The organism is Brevundimonas huaxiensis, assembly GCF_014218725.1.
GTDB classification, from domain to species: Bacteria; Pseudomonadota; Alphaproteobacteria; order Caulobacterales; family Caulobacteraceae; genus Brevundimonas; species Brevundimonas huaxiensis.
This window is the reverse complement of sequence record NZ_JABBJE010000005.1, coordinates 117,337-142,336: the sequence shown is the minus strand read 5'-3', so window position 1 is coordinate 142,336 and position 25,000 is coordinate 117,337. Positions and strand designations below refer to the sequence as shown.

Sequence of the window (25,000 nt, the reverse complement as noted above, 5' to 3'; positions counted from 1 at the left end):
GTTGAGTCTTGGCGTTAATCTAGGTTTCAACTTGGGCGTGACGAGCGCTGACTTCGTCAGCCTAGGTCTTGCGGATGAATCACCTCGTCGAGACGGCGTCCATCACGCGTGCGACCGATGTGCGCGATGACGCCGATGGCCTCGACGATCACGCTACGCGGCATTGACACGCCGACCTCGGCGAGAAGATTCTCTATCCGCGACAGGGCCTCACGCGCCGAGTTGGCGTGGATCGTCGAGAGACCGCCCGGGTGGCCGGTGTTCCAAGCCTTGAGGGTTTCCAGCGCGGCTGACCCCTCGCGCATCTCGCCGACCACGATCCGATCGGGCCGCATCCGCAGGGCGTCGCGAACCAGATCGACGACGCCGATCGGGACAGGGTGGCGGCGTGTGAGCGTGGCGACGAGATCCCACGCAGAGCATTGAAGTTCGGGCGTGTCTTCGATCAGGAAGACACGATCGTTCGCGAACGCCGGCTCCGCGAGCAGCGCATTGGCAAGCGTCGTCTTCCCCGAACCGGTGCCGCCGGAGATCAAGAGGTTCCTGCGCTCCCGCACGGCGCCGCGCAGGAGCTCAGCCTGGGCCTCCGTCATCACGCCGTCGCGGACGTAGTCCTCCAGCGTCCAGATGACGGTCGGGCGCTTCCGGATCGAGAACGCAGGCCCGGCGGTGACCGGCGGGAGAAACCCCTGAAACCGCTCCCCGGTGACGGGCAGCACGCCGGCGAGACGCGGGTTCTCCCGGGTCACGGGGTCGCCGACATAGTCCGCGATCAGCCGGACAACGCGCTCGCGAGCCTCCGGCTCAAGCCGGCGACCGGTATCCGCGCGTCCGGAACCGACACGATCCAGGACAAGGCGTCCGTCGGGATTGGCGAGAATCTCGACGACCTGGGGATCCGTCAGCGCAGCGAGGACGTCGGCCCCGAGGGCGTGGCGAAGCGCCTCCAGCTTCCGTTCGCCGACGATGGGGTGAACACTCATTCGGCGCGGCCCAAAGACCCGGCCGTGATATCCTCGCGCTGCGGTCTCACGCCCGAGATCAACCGCGCGGCGGTGTCGTCCAGCAACCGTTCGATCCGCCGATCGACCGCGGCCCGGGCGACGGGATCCTGGTCGGTGATGGCGTCCGGCAGGCGCATGAAGAAGGCGCGGGCAACTTCAATGACCAGTTCCTGGATGATCTGGACATCCCGCGCCGTGGACCGCATGTGGTCTCTCAGGGCCCGGTCGAGTTGAAGCAACCGGTCGTCCGGATCGGCCGGGAGGCTTCTGGCCAATCCCTTCGCAAGAGACCGGCCCGCCGCTTGGCTGATCGGGATATTGGCCGCGCGCGCTTCACGCTGGAGCGCCGCTACCACGCGCGGATCGGTGAGATAGACCTGGATCCGCGTCGCCGCCGTTTCACGCCCGCGCATCGCCGTCTCCCTGCAGACCGTCAAGCACCGCCTGCTCCGCCGCGAAGGCCGTCGAAATCCGCTCATAGGTCTCGGCCGCTTTGGCCGCGACCCGGCGATCATGGATCGCCGCTTCCACCTCCTTGAACAGGGGCAGGGCGGCTTCCGGATCTTCGCCCAGACTACGGCGTCCCCCCCACGGGTGGATTGGCGCGCCGGGGGTATCGATGCCGGCCGTCTGGTCGGGCGGCGCCCGGTCGGCGCGCGCCCGGAAGGGCCGCTCCTTGTCATACCGGACCTTCCTTGTCCGCAGGGGTCGATGCCCGGCGGCGAAGGTCAGCTGCACCTCGTCAGGCAAGGCGCGCACCTCACCGGGTTCCAGAAGCGGGCGCTCCACCTCTGATCGCGACACAGAGTTGCGACCAGCTCCCAGGCCGGCCGGACCGCTGCGGCTGGTCTTGCGCTCAAGCACCGTACCGGTGAGCTTCGAGACCTTGTCTTGGGTCAAGGGGTCGAGCGCGCTGAAGGCGGTGTAGACGTGGCAGTTGTCGAGGATGGTGTTGTTGGCCCCGTAGGTCTCGACGATGTCGTTAACCGACTGGGCGACGAACATGGTCTTGATCCCGTAGCCGCTCATAAGGCGAAGCGATTTCTCGAAGAAGGCCAGGCGGCCGAGCAGCGGGAATTCGTCCATGAGCATCAGGAGATGCCGCCGCTTCGCGCGGCCGGTGTCATCGGCCCGCTCATCGGTCGTCAGGGCCTGCGCCGCCGCATAGAAGAGAAGACGGATGACCGGGCGGAGGGCCACGGCGTCGGCGGGCGCGACCTGGACGTAGAGGGAGACCGGCGTCTCGGCGCACATCAGGTCTCCGAGCGCGAAATCCGACGCCGAAAGCGCGCGCACAAGATCATCGCCGGCCAGCCATTTCAGATAGCTACGCGCCGTGCCCTGGACCGACGTCCGGAAGCGGTCGTGCATCGCGGCGTATCCTTTCACCGCCGTGGAAATGAAAGGGTGGACCTCCGGAGCGCCGTCGGGGCCCAGCCGATGGAGCGTCCGCACCATGACGTCGGCGGCGGCGTCGAGATCGGCCAGGATGGTTCGGACGGTCAGGAGCGTCTTGTCTTCATCCGGCGCGGTGTAGAGCACGTGGAGGATGACGGCCTCGAGGATTTCCGACGCCGCTTTGTCCCAGATCGCCTCGTCGTCGCGAGCGCCGCCCGGATCGCTCAGGATGGCCACCAACCTTTGGACCTGGGCCAGCTCCTGCGGACCGGGCCGGATTTCCGCCAGCGGATTGAAGCGGGCGGATGCCGGGTCTCGCGGGTTGAAGTAGAGCGTGTGGCTGTGTCCGGCACGCCAGCCTGCCGTCACCCGCCAGAGTTCGCCTTTCGGGTCGTGCACGAGAACGCTGTCGGTCCAGCTCAGGAGAGTGGGCACGACATGCCCGCGTCCCTTTCCGGCGCGGGTGCCTCCTGTCACGAGTGTCGGGCGGAGGTCCGTTGTCGCCAGGAGCCGGCCCTGCAGCCGGCCCAGCACACATCCGGCGTTATGCCTCAAGCCCGCTCGGTCGGCCTCCGCGAGACCGCCCCAACCCCGGGTGCGTTTCACCGTGCCGCCGTCGAACAGGAGCATCGCCCCGGCGCCTGCGGCCATCAAAAGCATGAAGACCGAGAGCGGCAGGGCGAAAGCGTCCGCCTCGGCCGCGCCGAACCTCTGGCGCCAGACCAGGATCATCCACGGCCAATAAATCCCCGTCTTGTCCAGGCGCAACGCGGATCCAAGTGTCGGGTGGTAGTGGTAGAGCCAGGCGAAAGTTTGGGTGGCCGCCTGGAGTGCGACGAGGATCGCGGCGGCGAGGCTGGCGAGGCGCGCCAGGGGCATGACGACCATCTCTTCGAAGACCTTCGATCCTTCGAGGGAGAGCGCCGTTTGCGGCGACTTTCTGGCCGCAAATCTGCATGCCGGGCGCTGACGCCGCGGATATAGAGGGCCATCCTGCACGTGAGCGGCTTTGCCTCATCGGCGCGGCCCGCAATATATTGTCGCTATCGGCTCGCTGCTGACCCGAGAAGGATCAGTTGCCGCCTTCGCGCACCCCGGCGGCTCGCATGAGGTCTCCAACTCGACGACCGTTGACACGGCAGGTCGCGATCACGCGATCGTAGACGACCACCCGGCCGTTGCGCCCCCGCGTTGCGACACAGTCGAGCCGTCGTCCCATGACCAGCTGACGCAGCTGATCCCGCGCGGCACGACCGCCTGAGGCGTTGAGCTCGGGCGCATCAAAATCGGCCAGCCGGACTTCGATCCAGGTGGAGGGGTTCGTGCGGTCGCCGACGCAAAGCCCGTCGCCATCACCGACGTAGCGGACCTGCCCTGAGAAGGCCTGTCCCGGGCGGTCGGGCAGCCACCCCTCGCAGGGATCGGCATGGGCGATCGTGGGCAAGGCGAGAGCGAGGAGGATGAGCCACCATTTCATCTGTCCAGCTTGGCCCGATCCGTTGTGATCGTGAAGCGGGTTGCCGGGGAGAAAGGAAGGGCGGCCGGGAACGCTCCGATTGGGAGCCTTGCTGGAGACCGCCATGCGACCGCTTCCTGACCTCGAACCCGCGATTGACCCAGTGGGGCGTTCGCCTGACACGAGTTCGCTTGCGCACCTCGACGACCGCGCCCTTCTGGCGCTTCTGCTCGGCCGGAGCCTGAGACAGGTGTCCGCCCCCGCCGTGAATGCCCTGTTCGACCGGTTCGGCGACATCGCCGCCATCGCTTCCGCCGATGTACCGGAACTGGCCCGCGTCAGCGGCCTGGGGCCCGTGGCGCTGACCGATCTGAAGTTGCTCCGCGTTCTCAGCGAACGTCTTGTCCGGGCTGAAGCCTCGAAACGGCCGGTGATCACCAGTTGGACGGCCTTGCTCGCCTACGTTCGCGTCGCGCTGGCTGAAGAGCCTCGTGAGCAGTTCCGCGCCCTGTTTCTGGACAAGCGTAACCGGCTCCTGCGCGACGAACTCGTGGCCCACGGCACGATTGACCATGCGCCCGTCTATCCACGCGAGGTAGTTCGCCGGGCTCTGGAGGTTTCGGCTGCAGCGATCATCCTCGTGCACAATCACCCTTCGGGCGATCCCGAGCCGTCTCGCGCCGACATCGAAATGACGCGCAAGATCGTCGAGGCCGCCAAGGTGTTCGAGATCCAGGTTCACGATCATCTCGTCGTCGGACGAGACGGTACCGCCAGCCTGCGCGCGCTCGGACATTTCCGGTGAGCCTGCGCCAGATCGTGGCGGCCCTCGGCGGAGAGCTCTACCAGAGCGGTCTTCGCGCCAATGTGCCGGCGCCCGGGCACAGGAAGGCCGACAGGTCGGTCTCTCTGCTCCTGAGCGCAGGCCGCGTCGTCATCCACACCTTTGGCGCGGCGGAGTGGCGGGAAGTGCGGGACGACCTCCTGCGGCGGGGCCTGATCGACCACAGCGGCCGCATCCTGGGCGGCGTCACATCACCGGATGCGCTCGTGATCGATCAACCCCGACGACGGGCTGTCGCGCGTGTGCTTTGGCAAGGCGGAATCCGGCCGGCCGAGACCGGTGTGGTCGGACGTCACCTGACGAGACGCGGCGTGACCTGGAGAGCCGACCTTGACGACCTGCTCGAGCATCCGTCTGCGCCCTTGTCCGTATATCGCCAGGGTCCACACACCGGGCGCGCGATGATGTCGGGGATCCGGGCGCCTTCGGGCGACCTCACTGCGGTCGAACTCACCTATCTCGCTCCCAATGGTCTGGTGGCGACGGGCCTACGGGTTCCCCGCAAGACCGTGGGCCAGGTTCCTCCGGGGTCGGCCGTGCGCCTGTGCGCCCCCGCAGCACGGATGCTGGTCGGGGAGGGTGTCGTTACCACCCTGTCAGCCATGATGCGCTTCGACCTGCCGGGCTGGGCGCTCCTGTCAGCGGGAAACCTCTCGCGGTGGCAGGCGCCTGAGAGCGTCGCGGCCGTCGTGATCGCAGGGGATCGCGGCGCAGCCGGGGAGAGGGCGGCGATGCGATTGGCGAGGCGGCTGGAGGGCGATGGCGTGAAGGCGAGCCTCGCCTTTCCTCCAGCCCCGTGGGGCGACTGGAACGAGGCGCTCCAAGGCGGTCGGACGGAGGGAAAGGAAGGGGACGGCCGGGCGCCGGAAGGGCGGGGATAGGCCCCGCCGTCGGCAGGAGACTTCTCATGCCCCGTTCCACCGCCGTCGCCGTCGTCTCGACGCCGTTCCAGGTCGCCGCCACCCGGGATCGCCCGCTGGTCCACCTGCGAGATCTCGACATCGCTCCGGAGAATCTTCGCTTCGGCGAGCCGCCGGACGACGACATTCCGCTTCTCGCGGAAACCCTGTTCGCCGCCGGCCAGCTTCAGCCGCTCACGGTGCGCCCGGGCCGAAAGAAGGAGGCCGCCAATATGGCGCTCGACGGAAGGCGGCGGCTACTGGCTCTGCGCCTTCTGGTCGAACAGGGCCGCATCGACGACGGATTTCTCGTTGACGTCTTCGTCGAAACCGATCCGGCGCGTCAGGCCGCCGCGGTCCTGCTGACCAACACCGCGGTTCCGGTCCATGTCGCCGACATCATCGCGGCGATCGGCCGGATGCTGAAGGGCAAGCTCGGCGTGCCCGCCATCGCCAAAGCGCTCGGCTATGCGGAGATCGACGTCAAACGTCTGGCGGCGCTTTCCGGCCTGCCGGATGTTGCGCTTCAGGCGCTGCGGCTTGGGCGGTTGAACCTGCGGCAGGCGCGTTTGCTCGCGCGGCTTTCCGATATGGACGAGCAGGCTGAGATCGCCCGTATGACCCTTGAGGGTCACTGCTTCCAGGACTGGCGCGTGACCGAGAGGCTCGACGAGGGTCGGGTCACCGCGCGCGACGCCCGCTGCGCGCTCATCGGCCCGGAGCGCTACGCCCTGGCCGGCGGCCGCACCGAGACCGACCTCTTCGGCGAACTGCCGCCGGTTCTGTTGGACCCTGCCATTCTGACCGAGGTCTGGACCAGACGCGCCCGCGAGGTCGCCCTGATCTACGAGGCCGAAGGCTTGACGGTTCAAGTCACGGCAGGTCCCGAACCGGACCTGCCGGACGATCTGGAAGCCGCCGGCTACGTCTACGGCGGCCAGCTCTCGGCTGCGGAGATGGCGGACTATCGCGACAAACGCGACGCCTTCAACGCAGCCGTTGAGGCTGTCGAGGAGGTCCTCGCCCGGACGACCGACGCCGGGCCGGTCGACGCCGCGATCGACGTCCTGATCCGCGCCCGCCTGGCCATGGATCAGGCAGGCTGGCGCGGGCGCGTGGCGACCACCATGGTCCTGCGGCCTGCTGCGCGCACCGGGATCGACGTCCAGTGCTTCACGCCTGTGGAGCCGGAGATCGAGGCCCCGGTTGGGGACGAGGTCGGTCCCGACTTGTCGAGCGTCGCCCTAGCGCGGACCTACCAACCGCCGGAGGTGGACACGCCTGAACCGGAGACGGAAGGCGTGAACCACGCTCTCCACGCCGTGCGGACGGATGTGGCGACCCGCGGCCTGATCCGCGCCCTGGCCGACGACCCCGGCGCCGCCTTCACGGCGTTGATTGCGCGATTGTTCAATCAGCTGGCGGTGCGCAGTTTCGGCCAGCGGTCAGAATCCGCCCTCGCCTTGACCGCATCGGCCTTCAAGCCGGCCGGCGGTCGCGTCATCGAGGCGCTGGACGGCGACGTTCGCCAGAGGCTCGATGACCGGCGCGCCGCTTGGGAGGCGTCGGGCCAGACGGTCATCGCCTGGGTGAATGGCCTCGCCCATGGCGACAAGATGGGTCTCCTCGCCGAGCTGACCGCCCTGACGCTCGACATCCGGGAGGAGCGGACGACCCTGATCCGCAAGTCGGCTCGGGCCGAGGCCGCCGAACTCGCCGAGCTTTGCGGCGCGGACATCACCCTGCACTGGACCCCCGACGCCGAGTTCCTGAAGCCGCATTCCAAGACCCTCCTCCTGAAGATGTTGGAAGAGATGGACCGGGCCGACGTCAGGGCGGCGCTGCTGAAGAAGGCCGACCTGATCCCCTGGGTCGAGGAGAACGCCGCCGAAAAGGGATGGGCGCCGGCGAGCCTGTCCTGGACCACGGCCCCAGAGACCGATGCGTTTGCGGCGTTCGAGGTTGACGATCGGGATGGCGAGGCGACCGAAGACAACGGATGTGAGCCGGACGACGGCGTCGGCGCCTTCGAGGTGACCCCCCAAGGCGAGGCGGCGCTCGACACGGCCGCCTGATCCGGGCTCGAAGCGGGCGAGGCCCGTCGCGACATCGTCGCGGCGGGCCTTCGTCATGGGAGCGGGAGGAAGGGCGGCCGGGACGAGCCTGGAGGACCGGAGGGATGCGCCCGCCGCTCCGGGCGACCGGAGCCCATCCCATGACCGCCGTCCAGACGCCCCCTCGGGCAGCCAGCCTCTTCCTTTTCACCACGCCGCGCGCTTGTGACCGCGCCGCCAACCTTCTGGCCGCCGCCCGGGCGCTCGCCGCCAATCTGGCCCGGTCCCGTCCGCTGGACCGCAGGATGGTCTCCAGCGTCATGACCACAGCCTTCGGCGGGTCGGACGCCGAAGGACTGTGGGCCTGGCGGGACGCCTATGAGGCGATCGAGGCGGCGACCGTGCTGCAGATCCGGCGGCTGACCCCCCAAATCTCGCGGCTCGAGGACGCGCCCGCCGGCATCACCGCCCTCCTGGCGACGGTCGGGAGCCTGGGTCTGACCCATAGCCGACGGACCGAGGATCAGCTCGCGCTGGATCAATTCTCCACCCCGCCGGAGCTGGCGGCGCTCGTGGTGCTGGCTGCCCAGGTCCGACCCGGCGACAAGGTGCTGGAGCCCTCGGCGGGCACGGGTCTGGTCGCCGTCGTGGCCGAGGCCTGCGGCGGGGTTCTGACGTTGAACGAACTGGCCGATGGCCGTGCGGCGCTGCTCGACGGCCTGTTTGCTTCGGCGGCGCGGTCTCGCGTGGACGGACGCCACGTCCAGGATCTGCTGCCGGGCGCCGGCGGGTTCGACGTGGCGGTCTGCAATCCACCATTCTCGGATCTTGAGGCGCATTTGACGGCGGCCTTCGCGGCCTTGGCCGATGGCGGACGCCTGGCCGCCGTCTTGCCGATGACGGCCCTGACCGACGAAGGCCTGATGCGGCGGCTGAGCGCCAGGGGGCGCGTCCTTGCCCGTAGCGGCTTCCCGCCGCGTGCCTTCGCCAAACACGGGACCAGTGTGGAGACGGGGCTGCTGGTCTTGGATCGGCGCGAGGCAGGCGCGGAGATCGCGTTTCTGACGAACGGCGAGGACCTCGCTGCCTGCGCCGCCCTGGCCGCCGCCGTACCGGAGCGGGCGACCGCCAAACCTCGGGTTCGGCTTGAGCTCGCCGCCCGGACCTTGCTCGCGCCCCGAGACCGGTCGCTGGCACTCCCTTCTGGACGGCTCGGCTTCCTCGCAGGGGCTTCGCCGGTCGCCTACGAGACCCGGCCGTGGAGCGGCGAGGGTCGTGACGTCGGCCTCTATCAGGCGCACCGGCTCGCACGGATCGCCTTGCCCGTGGAGACGCCTCATCCGTCGGCCCTGGTCGAGTCCGGTCCAATGGCTTCGGTGGCCCCGCCTGCCCCGTCTTACCGACCGGTCCTGCCGCCCGCAGTGCGCGACGAGGGCCGGATCTCAGACGCCCAGCTGGAGACCGTCATCTACGCGGGCGAGGCCCACGCAGGCCTTCTGCCGGCCTGGTGGACGCCGGGCGACGCGGCGCATCAGCTGAGACTCTCGCGGGAGGAGGCCGAGGGCGCGGTCCAGTTGCGGCGAGGCTTCTTCCTGGGCGACGGCACGGGCTGCGGCAAGGGGCGGGAGATCGCCGCGGTCATCGCCGACAACATGGCCCAGGGGCGGACCAAGGCCCTTTGGCTGTCAAAGAACGACGCCCTTCTGGACGACGCCCGGCGCGACTGGAGCGCGATCGGCGGGGGCCCCCACAATCTCGTGCCGCTCAACAGCTGGAAGCTGGGAGAAGGCGTCCGACTCGACCGGGGGATCGTGTTCACCACCTACGCGACCTTGCGTCAGCCCGCGCGCGGCCAGAAGGCGTCGCGGCTCGACCAGATCGTCGCCTGGCTGGGCGAAGACTTCGACGGGATCATCGCCTTCGACGAGGCTCACGCCATGGCCAACGCCGCTGGCGGCGGAAAGGGGGCGCGGGGGACGAAGAAGGCGTCGCTTCAGGGGATGGCGGGTCTGGCGCTTCAGAACCGGCTGCCAAACGCGCGCGTCCTCTATGTCTCGGCGACCGGGGCGACCACGGCGGAAAACCTGGCCTACGCAGTGCGTCTGGGCCTGTGGGGCGGGCCGGAGGCGCCCTTCGTCACCCGCGACGACTTCCTGGACGCGATGGACAAGGGCGGGGTGGCGGCCATGGAGCTGGTGGCGCGCGAGCTGAAGGCGCTCGGGCTGTATGTGGCGCGATCGCTCTCGTTCGAGGGCGTCGAGTACGAGCCGCTGTTCCACGCCCTGACCGAGGACGACATCGGGACCTGGGACGCCTGGGCCGACGCCTTCCAGCTGATCCACGCCAACCTGGCCGAGGCGTTGAAGGCCACCGGCTTCAGCGACGAGGAAGGCAAGGCGAAGAGCGGCCTGGCCGCCTCGGCCGTCCATTCCGCCTTCGAGGGCGCCAAGCTGCGCTTCTTCGGTCACCTTCTCTCGGGACTGAAGGCGCCGACCTTGGCGGCTTCTATTCGCACCGATTTGGCCGAAGGGCGTTCCGCCGTGGTCCAGATCGTTTCCACAAACGAAGCGGTGATGGAACGCCGGCTGGCCTCCATCCCGCCGGAGGAGTGGAACAACCTCTCCATTGACCTGACCCCGCGCGAGTATGTGCTCGACTATCTGCGCGAGGCCTTCCCGGTGAACCTGATGGAAGCGATCGAGGGTGACGACGGCGCCGTCACCCTGGTCCCGGTCATGGTCGATGGTCGGCCGGCGGTCAGTCAGGAGGCTTTGCGGCGTCGCGAGGACCTGATCGAACGGATGGCCTTGCTGCCGGCCGTCCCCGGCGTGCTGGACGCACTGCTGGAAACCTTTGGCACGGAGGCGGTCGCCGAGATCACCGGGCGGGCGCGGCGGGTTGTGGTGCGCGACGGTCGCCGGCTGGTCGAACGACGCGGCGCCTCGGCCGCGCGCTCGGAGACCGACGCCTTCATGTCCGGTCGCAAACGCATCCTGGTCTTCTCCGACGCCGGGGGAACGGGACGCAGCTATCATGCCGACCTGTCGGCCCAGAACCAGCAACGTCGTTCCCACTATCTGGTTGAACCCGGCTGGCGAGCCGACACCGCCATCCAGGGGCTTGGCCGCAGCCATCGAACGCATCAGGCCAGCCCGCCGCTGTTTCGGCCGGTGACGACCGACATCCACGGCGAGAAGCGGTTCACTTCGACCATCGCGCGACGGCTCGACTCTCTCGGAGCACTGACACGCGGGGAACGCCGCACGGCGGGCGCGGGTCTGTTCCGGGCCGAGGACAATCTGGAGAGCCCGTGGGCGCGCCGGGCCCTGCTGGTCTTCTACGGCGCCCTCGGCTTCGGCGAACTGTCGGCCATGACTCTGGAGGACTTCGAGATGAAGACCGGCCTGAAGCTACGCGACGCCGACGGAGTCCTGAAGCCGTCGGACGACCTGCCGCCGATCCATACCTTCCTGAACCGCCTGCTCGCTCTGCGCATCGCAGACCAGAATGCGCTGTTCGCCGAGTTCGACGCCATCCTGTCAGGCCTCCTCGAGCGCGCCTCTGCCTCGGGCGATCTGGATCGCGGGCTGGAGGATATCGAAGCTGCGCAACTGGCCGTCGTGGAGGAGGAGGTGATCCGAACGGACGTCTCCACCGGGGCCGAAACGGCCTTGGTCACGTTCGAACTGAAGGTCCGGCGCGAGATCGTCAGCTCGGACGCGGCGCTGAGCGGCGCGGAGGGCGCAGCCTTCCGCCTTGTGGTCAACGCGCGTTCGGGGCGGGCCGCCCTGGCCGAGTTCGGCCTGACCACCACCACCGACGACGACCGTCTGGTGCCTGCTGTCCGCCTGTTGCGGCCCGACCAGCATCAGGTGACGCCGGAGAAGGTCTTCGAGGAATCGGCCTGGTCCGAGATCGACGAGGCCGGATGGCGCGCCGCCTGGGAAGGCGAGGTCGCCGGGACCGATCCCTGGCGGGCGCGGCGCTTGACCCTGGCGACCGGGCTTCTGCTGCCGATCTGGGGAAAGCTGCCGTCCAAGGGATGTTCGGTTCGCCGTGTGCGCGCGCCGGACGGTCGGCGTTGGCTGGGCCGCGTGCTGGACGAGGTGCAGGCCGCCAGCCTGAAGACGGCGCTGGGCCTGACCGAGGTCGGCGACGCCTGGGCCGACGGCGGTCGCACCGCTGCGGCCGTGCTTGACCGCAATGTGCAGCTCGCCCTCTCGGGGGGGCTTTGGCTCAAGCGATCAAGGGTCATGGACCGCTGGCGGCTGGAAGTGGTCGGGGGCCGCACCGACCGTGACGCCCTGGTCGCGCTTGGCTGCTTCGTTGAGATCATCGCCTACGCGCCACGCCTGTTCAGTCCCATCGACAGACCTGAGGTCGTGGAGGCTGTCCTGCGACGCCACCCCGTGCAATCCGTCTTGGAGGGTGCCGTAGCTTAAGGCGAGGCGGATCTGGAGTAGTGTTACGGGATGACGACACGGCATCCCTCCAACAAGGCGCGCAAGCACCACTTCCTCCCGGAGTGCTATCTGAAGGGTTGGGCTGGCTCGGACGGGAGACTGGTCGAATATGCAGTGCGCTATCAGGGTGTCGCCCCTCGGTGGACTGCGCCGGGCGGCACAGGGTACGGGCTCGACCTCTATGCCATGCCGGCCCTAGGTGCCCGTTCCGACGCCCTCGAAAAGCAGCTGATGGCTATGATCGACTCAGCGGCCGCAACGGCTCTCGATCGGATGCGGAGTGACGAGGCCCTCGACGACGCGGCCCGGCGCGCCTTCGCCGCCTTGCTGACCACGCTGCTGACACGCACGCCCGCGTCAATCGAGATACTCAAACAGAAGCTGGAGGAATGGCGGCGCAAGGATCGGCCCGACGTCCAGGCGATCTATGAACGGTTTGTCTGGCGGCCCGGGATGCCCACAAAGGCGTCGGACCAGTACGCTGAGACCGACACGCCCGAACAGGTTCAGGCCTTCCTGGCCGAAACTCTGACCTCCGTCCTAACCCATCCGCGCATCACGAACTTCTTGGCGGGAATGACCTGGCAGGTCCTGAAACTGCCAGACGGTGCGCCCCCTTTGCTAACGAGCGATCACCCCATGATCACCACCAATGGTCTCGAGGCGAAAGACAGCTATCTCTTCCTCCCGATAGGGCCTCGCCGCATGTTTCTGGCGACCCACTCCCGCCTCTTCGCTGGACGGCTGGTCGGCGGCCTTGGCCTCGTGAAGCTCGCCCGCTTCGCCAATGCTCGAGTCATCGAACGCGCCCGCCGCTTCGTCTACGGCCAGGACACGAGAGAGGCTGCCGCCGTAATTGCCGGCTTCGGGTCCAACCGCATCCAGAGCATTGGGGAAAAGATGGCGATGGTCGACCCCTGGGGCCGGGATCGCCCCCCGGGCTACGGGGTCGAGGATGCGGTGGCGGATTATGTGGAGTGGGTGCGGGCCAGGGTCGAGGCAGGGGCTGCAGAAATCTGACGCCAGGTCGCAAACTCTCTTCGATGTCGGGAGATCCGGCGAACGCTCGGGCAGAAGCCCTCACGTGGAGGATGAGAGGAAGGGAGGTCTCGGGCGAAGCGGGATTGGGGAGATCGGCTCCCCGGCGGCTTCGGATCAACAGGAGACTGACATGCAGACCATGGTGTTCACGGGCCGCCTCGCGGCCGATCCCCAGATCAGTGACGACTTCGGCAAGGCGGTCTTCCGCCTGCTCGAGCAGCGCGGGACCGACAATGCCGGCAAGCCCCGGCTGGTTGGCGTCAACTGCGTCAGCTGGTCGAAGGGCCTCAACGAGAAGGTCATCGCCCGTGGGCTGGCGCAAGGATGCGAGGCCGTCGTCATCGGCGCCTTCATCGACACCGCCTACACGGCACGGGACGGGTCGGAACGGACGGCCAAGGAGCTGGTGATCAACCGGCTCACCGTCCTCGACTGGGCCGAGGACCGCCAGGCCGAAGCGGCGGACGACCGGGTCGCCGCCTGACCCTCCCTTCCACTCATCATCAAGGAGACTGATCATGCAAACCCTCACCCTCGAAGGCTATCTGGCCGCCGATCCCTCGATCCTGGCGGCGCAGGGCTCAGGCAAGAAGCGCGCGAGCTTCCGCGTCCTGGAAACGACACGCTTCCGGCGCGCCAATGGCGAGCCCGGCGAGCGCACCACCGGCTTCAACTGCATCTGCTTCAACGAGGCGACGGCTGCGAACTACATCCAGCCCTATGCCCGCAAGGGCAGCCGCGTCGTCATCCAGGGCCATGTCGAGAACGACACCTGGACGGGCAAGGACGGGGTCGAACATTACGACCTGCGCCTCGTCGTCAGCGACATTCGGTTGAAGAACCGGCGTGCCGCCAGCGAACCGGCCGCGAGCGGCTCAGGCGTCGCCGACCGCGGCGTGGAGGCGGGTGGCGGCTACGACCTGAACGACGACATTCCGTTCTGATCGGAGCGAGGACTGGAGGGCCCGGAGCGCGTCGCGCCCCGGGCCCTCTTCATGTTGGCGGCGGAGACGGGAGGAAGGGCGCGGCCGGGCGAGCCATCGGGGCTCGATGAAGGAGACCGCCATGTCCGCCTGGACCGAAGACCGGATCGATCAACTGAAACGCCTGTGGCCCGAGGGGCGAAGCGCCGAAGCCATAGCCCGAGAGCTGGGCGGCGGTCTCACCCGCAATGCCGTCCTCGGAAAGGTCTCGCGCCTTGGCCTCTCGCAAGCGCGCTCTGGCGGCCGCCCTCGGCGAGAGGCAGCGGATCTGAAAGCTCCGGAGCCGCCGCCGGATGGCGCCGCAACGATCCTGTCGGTGAAGCGGACGGAGTGCCGCTGGCCTTACGGCGAACCCGGCGATGCCGCCTTCAGCCTTTGCGGACGTCCCGCTGCACGCGGAGCCTTCTGCACGGCCCACGCGACCATCGCCTACAGGCCCGCTCCGATGTCGGTCGAGGGCCTTATGCGCCTAGCGGGCGTTACGCCTTGAGGACGGCTCACCATCCTGGGGAGCGCCGCCGGCCCGCCGGCGTCGACGGACAGGAAGATCGACGCTTCCTCGTCCGCATCGGCGCAAGCGATGCGCCGAGTTGTGTCGTCGTCGCGAAGGGCGACGACGACTTGCCCCCACACAACGCCCTCCGAACTTGTCACAGCACCCCGGAAGTCAACGGCTGCGCCGTTCCCCTCCACGGAGGGCAAAGAGCCCTCCGCTCCGGTGACTGCCGGGGACCCCGCTGTGGCCAAGACCGGGGTCGTTGCGCATGGGGCGCACGGCATTCTCAAGGAATGTTCCAATGACCCACTCCAATGCTCCCTTCTTCGCCTCGTCGAAGTCCGACTCCGCCTTCGATGACCTGACCGCGTCCCTGGGCGACGGGCGTCCGCACCCGACCGAAGACGCTCTGATCCAGCTCGGGCGCGCGATCATGACCGAGCTGGTGGACGTGATCTCGGACACCGCGCTGGAGGACTACCAGACGATCCTGGGAGAGGCCCTGATCGGCGCGTTCCATTCGGCGGCTGGGCGGATCGAACGGGACGCGGACCGGGCGCGCGATACGATGCGCGCGCTCGACCGGGATTTCGACGGATCGGAAGCGGCCGACGTCGAGCTCCAGGAAGCCACGGCCAAGGCCCGGGCGGGCGATGCGGCCACCCAGGCCTGCGAACTGATCCGGGACGCGGCCTCCGAGACCTGGACGGTCGCGACCGGGGAGGTCTGAACGGCCTGGCGGGGAACGCGGCGCGGCACGCACCTGACGGCGGCCCAGCTCGAAGCGAAACAGGCGATCCGGGCGATCCGCAATCGGAAGACGGGAGAGGCTGACCCGGGCGGTCCGGTGGTCGCCTTCCGGGGCGCGCCGACGGCCGACACTTCGGAGGATGCCGGGAGAATTTTCGACGCCCTCAACTGGGCGAAACAGGAATGGCCGGACATGGCTCTGGCGACGACCGGGGCGAAGGGCTCCGAGAAGCTGGCGATCAAATGGGCCCAGCAGAAGGGAGTGAAACTGATCCTCGCCCGCGCGGATTTCGACACCCACGGCAAGGCGGCTCCCTTCCGGGCGAACGACGAGCTGATCGCGCTCGAGCCGGAGATCTGCCTGACCCTGGTCCATTCGGTAGATCGGGCGCGGGCGGATCAACGGCCGTTCGGACCGGCGCTCAATCTCGGACAGAAGGCGATGGAGACCGGGCTGCGGCACGTGTCCATCAGGGCGCGCGCAGCCTGACACATCGACACTGACATCAACGACCCGCTCGGCTTCGGCCGGGCGGGTTTTTCTTTGTCATCCGGGAGCGTCGGGCCTGCGGTCACCTTCCCTGTCGTGGCCGCCGTAGAGGCATTGGGCTGTGTTGACGGCTGATGATCACGGTTGAGGCTTATGGTGCGGAATCGTCAGATGAGGGGCTTAGGGCAAGATAAAAGAGGGGTTTTGGGCTTCTGCTTTCTCCTGCCCTGACAGACACTTGCAGGCCTTGCGGAGACGGTCGTCGACTTGCGCTGAGTTGGCGGTCCGGAACCGCGTCATACAGCTGGACGCCAGCCATGCAGGTCCGAACCGCCATCGAGGTGCGGCTTACCGCAGCGTCAAGGGACGACGTCTCGACCCTGCGTGTCCGCCTGCCGCAGCGCCTGAAATCCGACAAGACCAGCGTGCGTGTGGCGATGTTCCAGCGCCTCGCGGCGTCGCGTCTGTTCGCCTACGGGGATCGGGCGGGATGCCTGCGCGCCGCCCAGAACCGGTCCGGCCGACCCTTCCGGCTCGACGTTCGCCAGCGGGTGATGGTGAAGGCGCTCGTATCCCGACACATGGGCAAGGGGTTCGCGCGCGGTGCGGCCCTGGCCGCGCACATCAGCTACCTCGGCCGGATGGGCGCTGGCGAGGACGGCGAGCAGGCCGCCTTCTTCGGACCGGTCCACGACGGCGTGGACGCGGGCGCCGCGACAGAGGGCTGGGCCAAAGACCGACACCACTTCCGTTTCATTATCTCGCCTGAACACGGCGATCGGATCGCGGATCTCAAGGGGTATACGAGAGAGGTTCTGTCACGAGTCGCCGACGACCTCGGAGAGCCGGGTCTGAACTGGCTCGCAGTCTGCCATTTCGACACGGACCAGCCGCACGCCCATGTGCTGGTTCGCGGGCGTCGCGGTGATGGCCGGGACCTCGTCATCCCGCGCGACTACATCGCCTACGGCTTTCGCGCCCGGGCTCAGGAAGTGGCGCAGGAACGCCTTGGAGACCTCAGCCGCCAGGATGCCGAGCGGCGGGTTTGGCGCGAGACCGAGGCCGATCGTTTCACCGCCTTCGACAGGCGACTGATGGCTGCGGCCGACGCCGATGGGCGGGTCGAGGACGGGGTCGGCGGCACGGACGCCTGGACCGCGTTGACGAGGGGTCGTTTGCGTCACCTTGAAAGGCTGGGCTTGGCGCAGCGTTCGGGACGCCGGTTCCGGCTGTCGCCCGATCTGGAAGCGAAGCTGCGCCGGCTGCAACTGTCGAAGGACGTGATCCGAACGCTCAATCAGAGACGGCTTGAAGGGGCCGGGAAGGTCCAGCAACTCGACCGCGGTCCCGTGCGGGGGCGGGTCATGAAGTCCGGCTTCCACGACGAACTGGGCGGCTCGCCCTATGTCGTCGTTCGGACCGGCGACGGTCAGGAGCACTACGGGCGGCTGGGTGTTGGAAAGACGCCGCCCGCCGTCGGCAAGACCGTCACCCTGGCCCTGGACGCGCGCGGTCTCGCGCAGGTTATCCAGGGCGCTCAGCGAGGCGCGGGCCTGGCGCGCGATTAGCGCCCGCCATCAGTGGCGACGTCGGGATGGAAGGCGCCCACGTTCGCCGTCGCAGCCTCAAGGATCGCCGTCTTGAAAGCCTCATGGTCCTCGGGCGGATTGCCGAAGGATTCGACCTGGAGCCGGGCTTCCTGCGTCGGACGCGCAAACGGCCTTTTCCGACGTCTGCCCGTCGCTCGCTTGCCCATTCAGTCTCCACGCAGTCCGCTGTCTTGTGGCTCGAAGCCTGGTCCGCTTTTTGTCGCGACCTCACGGCATTCGTCCCGAGGTCGCAACTCTTCACCGATTTCGCTGACTGCAATGGATCCGGAGGAACTGGCGCAGGCTGGCCCGGATTCACGCTCGATCTCGCTCTCAGCTTTCGGGTGCCAGAACCGAAATTCGAATGCGCCAGCGGCTTACGAACTGGTCGTAGCAGCTAGGGATCCCCAAGTGACGGCGTTGTCGCCGGAACGGCGGCGCTCCTACAAGAGATGCCGACATATGGACAGGATGGAATGGGCGTTGGAGAGCCTTGAGTATCTCCGCAAGGCTCGGATAGCGATCGATGAAGAGTTCCGCAACGCCATGCAGGACGCCAAGGGCTATCCAGGGTCCTGGAAGGATCCTTGGCATGGCGCGTCGCGCGACGTGATCTCCAACCTTTATCACTATTCCGAGGAATTCGTCGCCGATATCCGGATCCCGAACGAGATGTTTGCGTCGCCGGAACAGTTCGAGCAGGGCCTAGTCACGTACCGCGCCTTCGTTCAGGCCATGGCCGACGACCTGGACAAGGAGCAGGCCGATTACGAAAAGAAGCACAACCTAGTCGGTGCGCCGCACATCGTCGACGTCGCGCGCCGCCAGGTTTTTCATGTTATGGGTGCCATCGATCATGCCCTGTCACGCAGGCCCGCGCCGCCCGCCGCCGCGATCGATCCCGAACAGACCGCGCTCGATCTGGTCGTTGCGCTGACACGCCGGTTCCACGAGAGCGTGCTGGCGCTCAAGACCCATCCTCATGGCGGCGCGACCTATGCAATCAACGACGAATGGGACTGTCAGTATCTCTTCCGATCGATCCTGGCGGCCTACTTCCCTGATGTCCGAGAAGAGGAATGGAGCCCGTCCGTAGGCGGTAGCGCTTCCCGGTGCGAGTTCTTCATCAAGCCGCTCCGGACCATGATCGAGTTGAAGTATGTGAGGAAGACATCCGATACCGGCAAGATCAAGAAAGAGCTGGCGAACGACTTCGTTGACTACGGCGCCAACCAGGAAGTCGATCGGCTGGTCTGCCTTGTCTACGACCCGGGAAATCACCTTAAGAACGCCACCGGTTTCCAGTCCGACCTGTCCGGGTCGCGAACCGGGCTGAAGGAGATCAAGGTGGTGGTCTCGCCGCCGCGCTGATGGACACGAGGGTGGGCGATCGTCAGGGAATATTGACGGATTGGTCGAACCGCGGACCGGCCCCCATCCGCCTGTGGACGGGGCGTCCGCTTCACGCATTCCGTTGTTCGACTTCGCGATTGAAACTCCTACCCTTCATGCATGAAGCGGCCTGAGACGTCCAAGGAGAGTGATTCGCGACCTCGCAAGAGCGTGACGCCGAGCCTGCGCCGTGCGGATCCGCCGAAGTTCGCCGAGCTGACCTCGGAGGATTTCGAGGAGCTGTGTTGTTCGCTGCTGGACAAGGAGCCGGGCGTCACACGGGCGGACCTCTACCACACCCGCTTCGATGCTCAGTATGGTATCGATGCGTTCGGCGAGACGCCGCAGGGATTGATCGTCGTTTCCTGCAAACGCTACCAGAAGATCGTCAAAGGGGAGATCGCCGGTTGGTGCGATGACTTCCTTCGGCATTGGGATTCCCGGTGGAAGGCGGAATCGGTGAAACGGTTCGTTCTCGCCGTCACCGCCGACACCCATCATCGCGTTCGAATTGCGGACATCGAGGCGGCAAAGGCTCGGTTCGCCACCTTTGGCCTGGAGTTCGAGGTCTGGTCGCCCCGGCAGCTCCAGGAGAAGCTGCGGCGTCAGCCCGGAATGGTGTCTCAGTATCTCGGCGGTCGGGACTGGGTCGACAGGATCTGCGACGATACGGATGCGGAGGCGGCGCGGACGGAAGACGCGGCCCGAACCGATCTCAGGGACCGTCTGGACAGTTTCGCCATGGCGCTCACGGGCGAGGCGGAGAAGACCCTCGCTGTCGCGTCGAAAAGCCTTGAGCGGGGCGACATCGCGGAGGTCGAAGCCGTCTTGGCGGACCTCAGGACCGGCGTTGGCTGGGACAGCATGCCCGATGATCTCAGATCGCGCATCGTCAGGCTCCAGGGATCGGCAGCGCTGAGCCGGGGCGATATCGACGGCGCTCGGACTTTCAGCGCCGAAGCCGACGGGTATGCGCCGAGCGTGGAGCCGCGTCTGGCGGCCCTGATCGCCATGCATGCGCATGGGGCGGCGGCGGGCTTGTCGGCGCTGGGCGAACCGACCACGGCGAAAGGCCGGGCGCTACGCGCGAGTCTCCTGCTCGTGACCGGCAAACCCCAGGAGGCGGAGGCCGATCTCGACGCCCTGGAGGCGGACGATCCCGAAGCGCTGCGGCTGCGCGCCTATCTTCATCTGCAGCGTGGGGAGCGGTCTGCCGGTCTGGCCGCGGTCGAACGGGCCGAGATGATCGACCCCGACAACACGGCTATTTCCAGGACCCTGGCGACCGCCCTCTACGCCCAGGCCCTCTCCCCGCTGGCGCCGCCTCCGACGGTTCTCAACCCCAATCCTCTCAACTGGATGCTGGTCCGTCGCGACGATACGTCAACGGGTCGGCTGGAGCAGGCGTTGGAACGCTTCAGACGTCTGGCGGCCGGCGATCCGCTACGTCAGAGCCGGTGGGCGGACGAGGCCTGGGTGCTGGCTTGCCTCGGCAATCTGCCCGCCCGGCGTGAGGAGGCGGCCGACCAGGCGGCCCGGATGCTCGCCGCCGATCCGCGCGACACACAGGTTATTGGCTGGGTGCTGATGCGTGATTTGGAGGTCGATTTGACCTCATCGCGCGCCGCCTTGACCCGGGCCCTCAAGGAGGGCGACCTGGCGCCCGGCGAAGCGCAGACGCTGGACTGGTTGACCGAGGAAGCTGACGAACCCGCCTTGCTGGCGCTTGTCGAGACGGCCCTGACGACCGGTGTGGCGCAGGCTGTCCGTGCGGAAGTCGAGAATGTCCGCGATCGCTTAGGCCCCGCGCCCTCCGGCGACGAGATCGTGCCCGCTACGCTCGCAGCGGCCCACAGGACAGGCGACTGGGCGCAGGCGGAGTCGCAGTTTGAATCGGCTATCAGCGCCGATCCGCCGCCGTTCACCGCCCTGACCCAGGCTGCGGCCCTTAGCAACGGCGAGCGGTGGAGCGTCCTCGCCCGTCATCGCGCCGGCCTTCAGCGCTTCGCCACCGCAGCCGCAAGCCGTATCGCGGCGATCGCCGCCTACAACGATGGCGATCCGCTTGGCGCGCTGGACATCCTCAGCTCTGACGTGAGCCTCTTCCCCGGCGGCCGCCTCCCGTTCGATCTGCGCCGGGTGGAGGCCGAAGCTCTGGCCCAGGTCGGCGATCCTCTACAGGCGGTCAGCCGCGCCGCCGCCCTAGCGGCCGATAGCCGGACGGTGACGGACGGGCTGCGGGAAGCCCGTTTGCGGTTGAACCTCGGCGATCTGGAGGGCGCCATTCCGAAGGTGAAGGCCGCGCTCGAAGGCGGCGCCTTGGAGCCAATGGACGCCTTGGTCTGGTCCCAGAACCTCGTGTCCCAGGACCCGGAGCTCGCGCGCGATCTCTGGCGCCACGCAGTCAACCGCGACCTCGACGACGCCATGGCGCTGCAGGCGTACGGTCTGAGCTTCAACTTGGGAGTCGAGGGAGAGAAGCCGGACCTGCTCGTCGCCGTGGGTCGACTGGCGGATGAGGGCAAAGGCGTCTGGAAGGTCTCGATCGATGAGCTGGTCGAGGAACTGGGGCGAGGACGCGAGCGGGCCGCGGAACTGGACGACAAGTGGAAGCGGGCGATCGCGCCGACTCACTTTCTGGCCGAAGCCTCCGGCGCCAGCTTGGCCGAAATCTATAATTTGACGCCGCACGCGCCTCGCCCCCTGTTCCTGCGCGCCGGTTCGCGCGAGGACGCCGGGATCGACCCCGCGCCTCTGGGGGAACGCCGCTACCATCTCGACATCAGCGCCCTGTTGATTGCACATCAGCTCGATCTGCTGCCGGTGCTGGAGGCCCTCGGGCCACGGCTGCACATTGGAGCGGCGACCTCGCATGCCCTGATGGAGATCGAGCGAACCACCCGCCATCATCAACCAAGGCGAGGCACGGCGGCGCGGCGGATCCTTGCGGAGGTTGGCCGCCGCATCGGTCTGGAGCCGCCGCCGGACGCCCGGACGGTTGGCTCCGATGGTGAAACGCCGCAGGATGGCTTCGCGCTCGGGCAGGTCCTTTTCGGAATCGAAGCGGCCGGCGCGGCCTCGTCTGAACAGCTCGAACGGTGGCGTGAGGCCCTGCCGTGCTCCGCGCCCGCGGCCGCGTCGAGCTGGCCCTTGCCCGGCGTGATGCTGGTCTTCACCGACGACGTGCTGGACAGCCTCTTCGAGATGGGTGCTTTCGACGCCGTGGCCTCGACGTATGCAGTCTTTATGGACGCGGCGTCATTGGCGCGGACCCGTGCGCTCGTGGACACGCTCCAGCGAACCGCCAATCTGGTCCTCTCAATTTCCCGGTTGCGGCGTCGGATCGCAAGACAGGCGGAAGCGCATTACGCTTTCGTCGGTCGTGGGGCGCTGGAGATTGATCCCAACGACGACGCCTTCTCCAGGAGCGCCGTCGGCCGGTCCCTGGCCGAGGTCATGAGCGCCGCCGGGGAGGCTACGGAAAACCGGCTTTGGGTGGAAGATCGCTACCTCAGCAGCTTTGCCCACGCGGGACAGGCGCCGATCGTCGGGGTGCTCGACATCCTCGGTGAACTCCGACGGGCCGAACGGATCGATGACGCTGGCTATTTCGACCGCCTGACCAAGTTGCGACAGGGCGGCGCCCTCTTCTTGCCAATCGAGACGGCCGAGATCGATTATCATCTCGCGGCGGCGGAGGTGCGGGACGGCGTGGTGGTCGAGACGCAGGGCCTATCGGTCCTGCGCAGGAACGTGGCCCTGGCCCAAACCCTAGCCGACAAGCTGCGGCTCACGCCCACGGGCGAACCTGACGAGCGCCCCCTCGAACTGCCCTTCTTGCTGCATCTTCGGCGCATCTGTGAAGGGGCCGTGATCGCGCGATGGAACGCGCAGATCTCCGTGGACACCGCCCGGGCGCACTGCGACTGGATCTGGCGGTGCCTACGCGCCGAGACGCTGCCTCGGCCCGGGGCCGGCGCTGAGGACAATGCGATCGCCGACGGGGCGGAGACTGTCGCCGCCCTGAACTTCGCCGGTCTCGTCGCAGCGGCGTTCCAGCTCAGTAGCGCTTATGGCGACCCTTCCTGGAAGCGTCGGGAACACTACCTCGCCTGGCTGAATGACAGTGTGCTGATGGATCGCCTTGAGAGAGATCCGGCTACGGCGGCCCGTACGATCGACTGGGCCCGCGATCTCTTCCGACTGGACGATATGGAAGGCCAGACCTTGAGCGCCGAGGCGCGTGAGAGCGTGCGCGCTCTGACTCGGGCGGTGCTTACCCAACTACCGGACTCTTTGCGTGACGCCATGTCTGCCGATCTGGGCTTCATGCAGGATCTGGGCTTCGGGGAGACGACGGCGATCACGGTCGAGGACAAGACCTTCGCGGCCAGCGTCTTCTGGTCCGCCGTCGCCGATGCCATGAATGGCGAGAGCGGGGCGGCGCCCTTCAGCGACGAAAAGGGGCGGGTCACGATTCGGCGGGCGCAGGACGAGCCTTGGAGGATCGATCTCTCGGGCGATCTCCACATCAGTCTGAGGGATTCGAACTTCGGCCTGCTCAGCCGGGATCCCGAGGTACGCGAGAGCAGCCTGGCGGCGCTGTTCGAGGAGTGCGACATCCTCCCCGAGGACCGGTCCGAGCTCGAGGCCGCCCTCCTCGGCGAAGCCGAGCCGGACCGCCGCATCCAGCTCGCCCGCAAAGTTCGTGACCGTTCGGTGCGCCTATACCTAGACGGGGTGGCGGCTGCTCTGCAGGCGGGCGACGACGTCGGGGTGGAGGCGTTCGAACCGCCCGCAGCCCGGGATTGGCTGACCTATGTCCGTTGGCGGGATCCCGAGACGCGGATGGATCAGGCGGTCGACTGGCTCAGCAAAGATCTTCCGTCGATCGCCGCCTTGGGCCGAATAGCGGGCCTGCCCTTTACGCCGCCGGACGCCCTATGGACGGGCGTGGACCTGGGTCGGTTGCGTGCGATCACGCCAATGGCTCGCATCCAGCGTCTTCGCGCGCTGCGCCTTGGCCTTGTTTCTTCAGTGGAAGCGGATCTAGGCGGCGAAATTCTGGCGACCGCCGAGGCTGTCACACGCCTCGGGGGCCTCTTTATCGCGCTTCTGCACTGGGGGATGCAGGCGTTCGCCGGCCAGGAAGACTGGGATGATCTGTCCCCGCTGCAGAAGCATGTCGTGACCTGGTGCTTCGCCGACCGGCTGACGGATCTTCTCGGGACGCTAGGGCTGGACGGCGAGGAAGTGGTCGCGTTCTTCCGCAACCAGAAGCCACGGCTCGACGGCGTTGATCTCCTGCGCCTGGAACATGGCCATAGCGACTCGTCCCTCCATCCCACGGCCGTGAACGGCCCGGCCCTTCTGATGGCGGGTCTGGAATATGCCTTGGGCGACGATGGGCATATGTTGGCCCTCCCGAAGGAAACGGTCGAGACTGTGGCGCGTGGTCTCGCGGTGCCTCCGGACGCATCGGACCCTCGGCCCTCCATTCGCGTCTTCGCCCCCCGTCCCGAAGTCGGGCCGACATGGATGGACCGCCCGACCCCGGAAGCGATCCTGGTCGGGCACGACCTTGACGCGATGCTCAACCAAGCCGTGGAGGTTCTGGAGGAGACCGTCGACAACGAAAACGCTTGGGCCTTCCTCTTCAATGTCGGCCTGCCGGTTCTGCCCGAGGCGGCGGCAGGCCGATTGAACGGCGTGATCGACCGGGTCGATCCCGCGGCGCTCGTGGCCCGCGACAGGCCCGTCGAAACCTTGAGATACGCCGCGGAGGCGGCCGGCCGGTTCACGAGTGAAGAGGTTAGCGAGGCCTTTCTCGCCCGATTGTCGGCGTTCGCCCCCACTTGGCTGAAGGCGCCCTCGGAGGCCCCAGGTCGTCTCGAAGGCCTTGTGGAGGCCTTCGCGGCTGCGGCGCGATCTTATGAGGGAAGCGGCCCGGAGCGTTTCTCCGAGGCCATCGCGCGATTGGTCGACACTTGTCCGGACACCGCGCCCGCGATTCGGGACATCCTCGATGCCCTGATAGACCGGACGCCGGTCCGTCTCGCCGGCCCCTTCTGGAAGGCGCTACGAGCCGCTCGTGCCGTGTGAGCCTGACCGCGTGAACACATGCAGCCGCCGACACCGGGA

General features: G+C 67.6%; 15 protein-coding genes and 1 pseudogene. 12 read left to right on the top strand and 4 right to left on the bottom strand.

All coding sequences use genetic code 11. From position 1 onward, the window contains the following. Positions 1 to 56: 56 nt before the first annotated feature. The 4 genes from trbB to HF680_RS11390 all read right to left on the bottom strand — a co-directional run bounded on the left by trbB (position 57) and on the right by HF680_RS11390 (position 3,984). A complete protein-coding gene (gene trbB / locus HF680_RS11405) occupies positions 57 to 983 on the bottom strand; it encodes a P-type conjugative transfer ATPase TrbB (RefSeq protein ID WP_185225139.1) in 927 nt (308 codons plus the stop codon). Beyond that, the gene (locus tag HF680_RS11400; RefSeq protein ID WP_185225138.1) at positions 980 to 1,417 is read right to left on the bottom strand and encodes a hypothetical protein; all 438 of its coding nucleotides are present in this window, start codon (positions 1,415 to 1,417) and stop codon (positions 980 to 982) included. Before HF680_RS11400 ends, trbB begins: the two co-directional genes overlap by 4 nt. Beyond that, entirely contained in the window at positions 1,404 to 3,281 is a 1,878-nt protein-coding gene (locus tag HF680_RS11395; RefSeq protein WP_205196229.1) for a type IV secretory system conjugative DNA transfer family protein, read from the bottom strand. Before HF680_RS11395 ends, HF680_RS11400 begins: the two co-directional genes overlap by 14 nt. A gap of 193 nt (positions 3,282 to 3,474) precedes the next feature. Further along, on the bottom strand, positions 3,475 to 3,984 hold the full coding sequence (locus tag HF680_RS11390; protein ID WP_235968948.1) for a thermonuclease family protein: 510 nt from the start codon (positions 3,982 to 3,984) through the stop codon (positions 3,475 to 3,477). On the opposite strand from HF680_RS11390, the gene radC reads away from it, so the two are divergent. The 12 genes and pseudogenes from radC (at position 3,968) to HF680_RS11330 (ending at position 24,961) form a co-directional block, all read left to right on the top strand. Then, positions 3,968 to 4,663 (top strand): RadC family protein, encoded by a 696-nt coding sequence (gene radC / locus HF680_RS11385; RefSeq protein ID WP_235968947.1) that lies wholly within the window; start codon positions 3,968 to 3,970, stop codon positions 4,661 to 4,663. The two genes, HF680_RS11390 and radC, sit on opposite strands and share 17 nt — an antisense overlap. Continuing rightward, entirely contained in the window at positions 4,660 to 5,583 is a 924-nt protein-coding gene (locus tag HF680_RS11380) for a toprim domain-containing protein (protein ID WP_185225137.1), read from the top strand. The genes radC and HF680_RS11380 overlap by 4 nt, the downstream gene beginning before the upstream one ends. Positions 5,584 to 5,609: 26 nt before the next feature. Then, entirely contained in the window at positions 5,610 to 7,676 is a 2,067-nt protein-coding gene (locus HF680_RS11375) for a ParB/RepB/Spo0J family partition protein (protein ID WP_185225136.1), read from the top strand. Between the two features lie 140 nt (positions 7,677 to 7,816). Further along, positions 7,817 to 12,097, top strand: a complete 4,281-nt coding sequence (locus tag HF680_RS11370; RefSeq protein WP_185225135.1) for a strawberry notch-like NTP hydrolase domain-containing protein — start codon at positions 7,817 to 7,819, stop codon at positions 12,095 to 12,097. A 30-nt stretch (positions 12,098 to 12,127) separates the two neighbouring features. Beyond that, complete coding sequence (locus HF680_RS11365; RefSeq protein ID WP_185225134.1) at positions 12,128 to 13,138, top strand: DUF4238 domain-containing protein; 1,011 nt, start codon at positions 12,128 to 12,130, stop codon at positions 13,136 to 13,138. 151 nt (positions 13,139 to 13,289) lie between these two features. Beyond that, the gene (locus HF680_RS11360; protein ID WP_185225133.1) at positions 13,290 to 13,643 is read left to right on the top strand and encodes a single-stranded DNA-binding protein; all 354 of its coding nucleotides are present in this window, start codon (positions 13,290 to 13,292) and stop codon (positions 13,641 to 13,643) included. 34 nt (positions 13,644 to 13,677) lie between these two features. Further along, complete coding sequence (locus HF680_RS11355) at positions 13,678 to 14,103, top strand: single-stranded DNA-binding protein (protein ID WP_185225132.1); 426 nt, start codon at positions 13,678 to 13,680, stop codon at positions 14,101 to 14,103. Between the two features lie 121 nt (positions 14,104 to 14,224). Continuing rightward, positions 14,225 to 14,632 carry a GcrA family cell cycle regulator gene (locus HF680_RS11350; protein ID WP_185225131.1) on the top strand — a complete coding sequence of 136 codons (408 nt, stop codon included), beginning with the start codon at positions 14,225 to 14,227 and terminating at the stop codon, positions 14,630 to 14,632. Positions 14,633 to 14,939: 307 nt separating this feature from the next. Beyond that, positions 14,940 to 15,878: pseudogene (locus HF680_RS16265) on the top strand (DUF2493 domain-containing protein). 317 nt (positions 15,879 to 16,195) lie between these two features. After that, entirely contained in the window at positions 16,196 to 17,446 is a 1,251-nt protein-coding gene (locus HF680_RS11340; protein WP_185225130.1) for a DUF3363 domain-containing protein, read from the top strand. A gap of 483 nt (positions 17,447 to 17,929) precedes the next feature. Further along, positions 17,930 to 18,838 carry a PD-(D/E)XK nuclease domain-containing protein gene (locus tag HF680_RS11335; protein WP_205196228.1) on the top strand — a complete coding sequence of 303 codons (909 nt, stop codon included), beginning with the start codon at positions 17,930 to 17,932 and terminating at the stop codon, positions 18,836 to 18,838. Between the two features lie 192 nt (positions 18,839 to 19,030). Continuing rightward, positions 19,031 to 24,961, top strand: coding sequence for a tetratricopeptide repeat protein (locus HF680_RS11330; protein WP_185225128.1), 5,931 nt, complete (start codon positions 19,031 to 19,033; stop codon positions 24,959 to 24,961). The last annotated feature ends 39 nt before the right edge of the window (positions 24,962 to 25,000 follow it).